Annotated in this window: 3 protein-coding genes and 3 pseudogenes; 5 read left to right on the top strand and 1 reads right to left on the bottom strand. The window is 56.5% G+C overall.

Annotated elements, in window-relative coordinates:
* Positions 1–782, top strand: a 782-nt coding sequence (locus DH10_RS01750; RefSeq protein WP_192384115.1) for a porin, incomplete at its 5' end; no start/stop codon positions are given.
* A 192-nt stretch (positions 783–974) separates the two neighbouring features.
* Here the strand turns inward: DH10_RS01750 and DH10_RS01755 are convergent.
* Positions 975–1,631 (bottom strand): DUF1796 family putative cysteine peptidase, encoded by a 657-nt coding sequence (locus DH10_RS01755; RefSeq protein ID WP_192245614.1) that lies wholly within the window; start codon positions 1,629–1,631, stop codon positions 975–977.
* 1,064 nt (positions 1,632–2,695) lie between these two features.
* Here DH10_RS01755 and glyA point away from each other — a divergent pair.
* The 4 genes and pseudogenes from glyA to DH10_RS01775 form a co-directional block, all read left to right on the top strand.
* A pseudogene (glyA, locus tag DH10_RS38075) lies at positions 2,696–2,980 on the top strand (serine hydroxymethyltransferase); the annotation flags it as partial.
* Between the two features lie 212 nt (positions 2,981–3,192).
* A pseudogene (locus DH10_RS01765) lies at positions 3,193–4,251 on the top strand (serine hydroxymethyltransferase); the annotation flags it as partial.
* 46 nt (positions 4,252–4,297) lie between these two features.
* Positions 4,298–5,593 (top strand): methionine adenosyltransferase, encoded by a 1,296-nt coding sequence (gene metK, locus DH10_RS01770; RefSeq protein ID WP_281396711.1) that lies wholly within the window; start codon positions 4,298–4,300, stop codon positions 5,591–5,593.
* Positions 5,580–5,779: pseudogene (locus DH10_RS01775) on the top strand (adenosine kinase); the annotation flags it as partial. The gene metK and the pseudogene DH10_RS01775, both read left to right, overlap by 14 nt.

Consider the following 5,779-nt stretch of genomic DNA (forward strand, 5'->3'; position numbering starts at 1 on the left):
CTTCGGGTCCCGGCAGTCCTCAGAACTATGCCTTCAACAGTGGCATCAAGTTGACTTTCGCCTGGCTTCAGCTTGGTGGCCTCCGAGTTGGTAAGGACTGGTCGGCCTTCGACACGTTTATTGGCTACCCTGGCAACGTCCTCAATCAGATGGCTGTTCCGTACGGCGACTTCGATACCAATGTGGTTCAGTACTACTTTGACGCCGGTAACGGCTTTTCGGCTTTGGCTTCACTCGAAGAGGGCTCGGGCGTGGTCGGCACTATCAACAGCTATGTTCCGCACGTCGTGGGCGGCGTGAAATACACGCAAGGCTGGGGCGCGATCACCGGTGTTGTCGCTTATGATAGCAACTATGAATCGGTGGCCGGCAAGGTCCGCGTCGACTTCGATGTCACCAACGAACTGTCGCTATTCGGGATGTTCGGCTACGGCTCCAACGGCAAGCTAAACGATGACGCCACTAACGCAATCGACGCTCATGGTCGCGGCTTCTACAAAATTTGGGGCGGCAACTGGGCGTTATGGATCGGAGCTACTTACAAGTTCAACGAGACAACTTCGTTTAACCTCCAGGTCTCGGGTGATCAGCTCAAGAATTATGGTCTGGCTGCAAACGTCGCCTATACGGTCGTCCCAGGTTTCACGGTTATAGTCGAAGCCGACTATGACCACTATGGCAACTTCGGCGTCGGCATGGTCGGCCCTTCCAACGCAAACTGGACTGACGCCGACAAAAAGAACAGCGTCGGCGGCATCCTCCGTTTCCAAAGCTCATTCTAGCCTTTGAATGAGCAGCTGAATCTCGGCGTCCGATTGAGCGGACTTATTGCCGGATCCGTTTGAGCGGTGTTGCGAGATATCATGAAGAACTCGAATTTGTCAGATCTCGGCATATAGTGCGACAGACAGCTCGCTTTCCATGAATTTACCTCCTGTGCTGCTCTGACTGGCCTTGCAGCACGATCTTGAAGATTACAGCAGCGGTGGACGGTCTGGCGAAAGTCCCATTGTTGAGAAGAACTCGTTCCACGCCTCATCATCGCCAAGTTGATCAGGAACATGGTTCTCCTGATGGACACTGCAGCGCTCTGGGAGCGGCCTTGTGAATTCCGAATCATCGTATGGGTTTCCGATGGCGCGAAAAAATGCCAGATGGAAGCTTGAGTGTCCCAACTTTTTCTCAAGTAGAGTGATCATCTCCTGGAGACCCTCTGTTCCAAACGGCTGCCCACGCTGCCGATCACCTGGAGCATCCGTTCCAGAGACATAGCGCACAAACAACGTTTTGCGCGTCCGAGCGATATCAAGCATCTTGTTGTATTTGTAAATCAGCTTATCGCGACAAGACCGTAAAGACTCCGGCGTAAAAATCACTGCGTTGGACGTTTTTCTATCAAACTCATGATGGTAGATAATACCGTAATTCTCGCAAAGAGCAGTTGTACCATTGAAGCACGCTGATACACGAAGCCCAAATTGTGATCCATCGTCCGCCAATATTCGTTCGATGGAGGCTACAGGCGTCACAAGCCAATCAAAACAGCTACTCGGGCGCCTTTTGAAATATCGTCTAATTTGGTTGGCAGGAGTGCAGTCCGATCCAAGGCTAAAGATCGCTTCGTAAGACATCGTTCCGGTCCTCATGCTGTCTAATCAGAATGAAAAAAAGGAATGGTGCATTTCGAAAGATCCGCCAAATCGATTTTTTTGATGCAGCCCATCCACACTATGGATACCAAGCACGCAGCATCAAATTGAGCCAGGCGGCCATGAGCGGCATCGCGCGGCTATGAACCTGTTTCCGCGACAAGCTATTTACGGAGGGTTCGTTCCCCGCCGACATGGTTCGGCCGATGAAGGCAGCGGAAGGCGAACGCGATCGCGATCGGCGGCTCGCTGGCCGTGCGGGCGTGATGACATCAGTGAAGAAGAGCCTGCGTTGCAACAGATCCTTCAAAGAAATTCATAGACTCTTAGCAACTCCAAACCGCTGTGAATGGTACGCTTATCGCAACATCTGAGGTTAGCGGGTCAAGACGCGTGGTGCCGCGACCAAAGAACAGCATGCAATCTCTGGTTTGAAGGAAATGGCAAGAATAGAGCTCATATTGGTTCTTCGAACACCGCAATCGTCGGCTCGAAACAATTCATGCTTACAAAACAAACATGTACCCTCGCGACCAATGTGAGTATCTGTTCGCTTGAAAGCAAAAACATAATTCGGGCGAAAGCTGTAGTATCTACGGAGAACGCCAAATGGCAAAGTCAGTAGGACAAGTGCCCAGTCTTTCTATGTGGCTTGAGGCTGGCCAATGATGACACTGGTCAGTCGCCTACGGACGGCGGCGCATCTTGATCGCCTTCGAATCCTGGGCCTTTGCGCGCATGCGGACCTAACTGTCTGCCAGCTAGCGGAGATCCTGGGTCTGCGTCGCGAGCACGTTGTGCGACACGTACGGCTGCTCGTCAGAGCCGACTTTCTTTGCTGCAACGAACAACGTCCGTGGGCCTCGTACCATCTCAAAGCAGGAGGCAAGGACGGCGGGCTGGTTCAATTGTTGGTCGATCTCCTGCCCCAGGGCGATGGCTATCATAAACGAGACCTACAACGGCTCGAAGCGATACAAGACGCGCGGTCGAAGGGACCGCCTGCTTGCTTGAAATAGATCAATCCAATTGGAGCGCGAAATACAATGGACAACTCCGCCGTCGGCGCGATCGTGCTGCCCGACACCCTCGGACGGTCTGCCTTGGCCGCAGTCGATTACCGCGTTCACGAACTGCTTCTAAGACAGGAGCGGCAGGAGCGGACGACGCTCAAACTCATAGCCTCTGAGAACTTCGCCTCTTCGGCCGTGCTGGAAGCGACCGGCTCGATTTTCACAAACAAGTACGCCGAGGGATACCCCGGTGCGCGCTACTACGCGGGAAACGAGATCGTCGATGAGCTTGAGAACCTCGCCATTGAGCGCTTGAAAACACTATTTGGCAGCGAACACGCCAACGTCCAGCCTTATTCCGGCTCGCCGACCAATCAGGCTGTCTATCGCGCACTTTTGAGCCCGGGAGACAAAGTAATGGGCTTGCCCCTCCCCGGTGGGGGTCATCTCACCCATGGATGGGCCGTCAACTTCTCCGGCACTGATTATAAACGCGTCCCCTATGGGCTGCACGAACAGACGCAGTAACACTATTTGGCAGCGAACACGCCAACGTCCAGCCTTATTCCGGCTCGCCGACCAATCAGGCTGTCTATCGCGCACTTTTGAGCCCGGGAGACAAAGTAATGGGCTTGCCCCTCCCCGGTGGGGGTCATCTCACCCATGGATGGGCCGTCAACTTCTCCGGCACTGATTATAAACGCGTCCCCTATGGGCTGCACGAACAGACGCAGCAGATTGACTATCACCGCTTGCGCGAGACGGCCAAGCGGGAACGGCCGAAGCTCATTTGGGTCGGCGGAACTGCTTATCCGCGTGTTTTTGACTATGCGGCAATGGCGGAAATCGCTTCGGAGGTGAACTCCTATCTTGTGGCCGACATTGCGCACATCAGCGGCCTGATTGTGGCAGGAGCGCATCCGAATCCGGTGCGCCATTGCGACGTCGTCAGCAGCACGTCTCACAAGTCAATCCGCGGTCCCCGCGGTGGCTTCATTTTATCAAGGAATGATGACCGCTATCAGGCGCTGTATCATTCGAAGAGCAAACACAATCTCGCCAAACGTATAGACCGTGCGGTGTTCCCTCTCCTGCAGGGCGGACCGCATATGAATATCATCGCCGCGCTAGCTGTCGCTTTGCAGGAAGCCGCGAGCCCGTCCTTCCGGACTTACGGTCAGCAGGTCGTCAAGAATGCCAAGGCGCTGGCCCAGGCGCTTCTGGAGCGAGGCTATGACCTGGTCACCGGGGGCACCGACAATCACATGCTGATCCTTGATCTGCGCGATCGACCACTGTCAGGCAAAGCCTATGCCGAACGATTATCGGAAGCAGGCATCATTACGAACTTTAATATGGTGCCGGGCGACCAGCGGCATCCGGCGCTCACAAGCGGCATCCGCTTGGGGACACCAGCGGTGACGTCCGTGGGCATGTGCGAGGCGGAAATGGTGCAGATCGCCACTTTCGTAGACTTGGTCTGCCGACAGCCCGATGATCCGGATGTCCATGCCTGCGTGCGAAGAGACGTTGCCGACTTCTGCGCTGCGTTCGAGGTCCCTGGCATCACCAACAGGAAGCCGGGCTAATCAAAATGCCCATCCAACTCCAGCAACCCGAAGCGAGGGCCATTCTATGACTAGGCAGTTCGTGTTTTCTTCCGAATCCGTCGGCGCGGGACACCCGGATAAGATGGCAGACAACATCTCGGATGCCATCCTCGATGCGATCCTCCGCACCGATCCGAAGGCACGCGTCGCGTGCGAAGCGTTGGTGAAGACAGGGATGGTCGTTCTGGCTGGCGAGATCACCAGCGATGCGCAGATCGATTACAGCCAGGTAGCCCGCGATACGATTGTCGATATTGGATACGATGACGATGCGATCGGCTTTGATGGTCGGCGTTGCGCCGTCGTTTTGGCTCTCACCGAGCAGTCGCCCGACATTAGCCAGGGCGTTGACGAGGGACGAGGGCAGGATCTCGAGCAGGGAGCGGGGGATCAGGGCCTCATGTTCGGGTTCGCATGCAGCGAGACCGATACACTGATGCCCTTGCCGATCCAACTCGCCCACGGTCTGACGAAAAGACAGGCAGAGGTCCGCAAAGCGGCACAGCTGAGCTGGCTGCGTCCGGACGTAAAATCTCAAGTGTCCATCCGCTATGAAGGTTTGCGCCCGGTGGCGGTGGATACCGTAGTCCTGTCGACGCAACATGCGGAGGAGGTCACACAAGAAACAGTCCGGGAAGGCGTCATCGAGGAGATCATCAAGCCGGTCTTGCCGCCCCACTTGGACACGACGGGGACCAGGTTCTTGGTCAATCCAACGGGGCGGTTCGTAGTCGGTGGGCCGCGCGGCGACTGCGGCCTCACTGGACGCAAGATTATCGTCGATTCCTACGGTGGGATGGGGCGTCACGGCGGCGGCGCCTTTTCGGGGAAGGACCCATCCAAGGTTGACCGCTCGGCTGCCTATGCGGCCCGGTATGTCGCGAAGAATATCGTGGCTAGCGGACTTGCGGAGGTCTGCGAGGTTCAGCTTGCCTACGCGATCGGTGTGGCCGCTCCGGTTTCTGTCCTGGTCAGCACTTTCGGGACCGCGAAGATCGTGGAAGAAAGAATCGAGCGGCTCATTCTTGAGCTGTTCGATCTCAGACCTAAGGGCATTATCAAGATGCTTGATCTCTTGCGTCCGATTTACCGCAAGACCGCCACGTACGGGCACTTCGGCCGCGAAGAACCTGAGTTCACCTGGGAGAGGACGGACAGAGCCGACGACTTGCGGCGCGAGGCAGGGCTCGCCGCCGCGCGAGGGCCGACGCCGGATCGATCGCTATGCGGAAAGTCCATTCCAACTCCCCAGACTCCTGCCCGGCCGGCATGGCAGAAGGCCAGCGGACCGTTGAACGGAGACTTTGATGCCGGAATATGACGTGCTTTGCATCGGCAATGCCATTGTCGACATCATCGCGCAGTGCGACGAGGCTTTCCTCGAGACCAACGGCATCATCAAGGGCGCGATGAACCTCATCGACACCAGGCGTGCCGAGCTGCTCTACAGCCGCATGGGCCCGGCGATCGAGGCGTCTGGCGGCAGCGCCGGCAACACGGCCGCGGG

It is taken from the genome of Mesorhizobium silamurunense (assembly GCF_014843825.1).
GTDB classification, from domain to species: Bacteria; Pseudomonadota; Alphaproteobacteria; order Rhizobiales; family Rhizobiaceae; genus Mesorhizobium; species Mesorhizobium silamurunense.